Consider the following 1701-nt stretch of genomic DNA (forward strand, 5'->3'; position numbering starts at 1 on the left):
TGCTAACTTGAAAAAGTAAATTCCAGTGCAGAAGTAAATTCCACACTCATTTAAAAGTTCTTGATTTTCTAAGAGTTTTATAAGCTCAAAACGCTTATTTCTGTTATAATAGGAGTAACTTCTTGGAAAAAACTGATTTGATGGTATGACAAACGGACCACTGGAAGGTAGTGTGCGAGACTAAATTCCACTGGTCATGTGAGGAAAATGTGAAAGTTTAATTTCCAGTCCGACAGCAGATTTCTAAGTGGTTGTTAATGGTTGAAGCGAATCAGCTTAGGCGTTAGATTGACCAAATCAGGGTCAATGCGCTTAAGCTGAAATGCGTTTAGGGTTTCTTTTCCGAGTGTCTCTAATGCGGCGTCATAAGGCGTGCTTCCATTAAGACTTTCCCTTGGAGTGGAGTTGATGTGATTCACGATTAGATTCACATCCCATTGTGTCAAAAATTCAAAACTAGTTCCTTTGGGAAGCACCATGCGAAGCATGGTGTGAGCCTGCTCAAGACCTCCTTTTTGTCCGCTACGCATGGGATCACAATAGTAGATGCTGGTACGCTGAATTTCATCCAGTCCTGTTTCAAGAGCGACAGGATCTCCGAATTCTGAACCTCTGTCTGTCAAGATATATTCAAAGACAGATAAGAACTCATAGGTGCCCATACGTTTTTCTAAACGGTCAAAAATAAGCCGGACAGCGCCTTTAGTACAACGATTCAGGAGAAAGGCAAGGAACAGCTTTTCCTTAGTGAAGAAAAAGGTCAGTAACGTCTTGTTGGATTCTCTGGATGAGTGTACCGTATCCATTTCTACAAAAGAGGATAACTGCAGCTCACTAAAATCACTGAATAACCTTTTCTCGAAGACGGTTCTGTTTGTAATCTGTGTTTTATGGCACTTTCGTGGCTTGAAGCCGGGCTTACGTTTTAAATCAATGTTTCTGGCTGTAAACAGACCTTGATCCAGATAGGTGTACAAGGAACGGACTGACATATCCAGTTCTGGATGATTGGTAATGATTTGATATGGAGATTGTCCCTGCTCGATTAAAGGAGAAACAATGCCATCCTTTTTGCGTAATTCATGTTTTGTCATGTTTATACCGGCTCTGGAACCGGAAAGCTTTTCACGGTATTTTCTATCAGCAAAACGTGCATCGTATCTGTATTTCTGGGCGATGGTGCAATGATTTATCTTTTTTGTGCAGCCATTACAGACATAGGGCGCCTTATCCAGTCTTTTGCACTGTTCCTTCACAAAATCCTTGCAAGTTTGATTACAGGTGGGGCAGGAAGTGCATTTTACATCGCAGAGAATGATTTTTCCGCAGACATTGGTTTTCCGGCAATGGAAGCGATGAATACAAAAGTTATGGGCATTATAGAAAGTACCTTTGTGATACCAGTCGGATAGACGGTGAGCCCTTACTTCTTTGGAAATGGTTGTTGGATCCTTGCAAAGAAAGCGGGCAATGTTCTTAAAGGTTTCTCCCTTGTTCAGTTCGTTTTCGATATAGATACGGTCTTCAAGGGAAAGGTGCTTCTGGTTTCCTGGAATATATTTACTCATGGATATCCTTCTTTCTACTGCTGTCAGAAAGAAAGATAACCTTACCATTTTTATATGAAAGAGTAAACCTTTACTGTGCGGGAGTAAATTCCACCACCAAATGGGGTGGTGGAATTTAAAATTTCATTTTTGG

The 1701-nt window shown here is 40.8% G+C and carries 1 protein-coding gene; it reads right to left on the bottom strand.

What is annotated here, in order from left to right; all coding sequences use genetic code 11:
- Positions 1-254 precede the first annotated feature (254 nt).
- A complete protein-coding gene (locus ACZMIG_RS14740) occupies positions 255-1568 on the bottom strand; it encodes an IS30 family transposase (RefSeq protein WP_022293574.1) in 1314 nt (437 codons plus the stop codon).
- Positions 1569-1701 lie beyond the last annotated feature (133 nt).

It is taken from the genome of Xylanibacter sp., assembly GCF_057607445.1.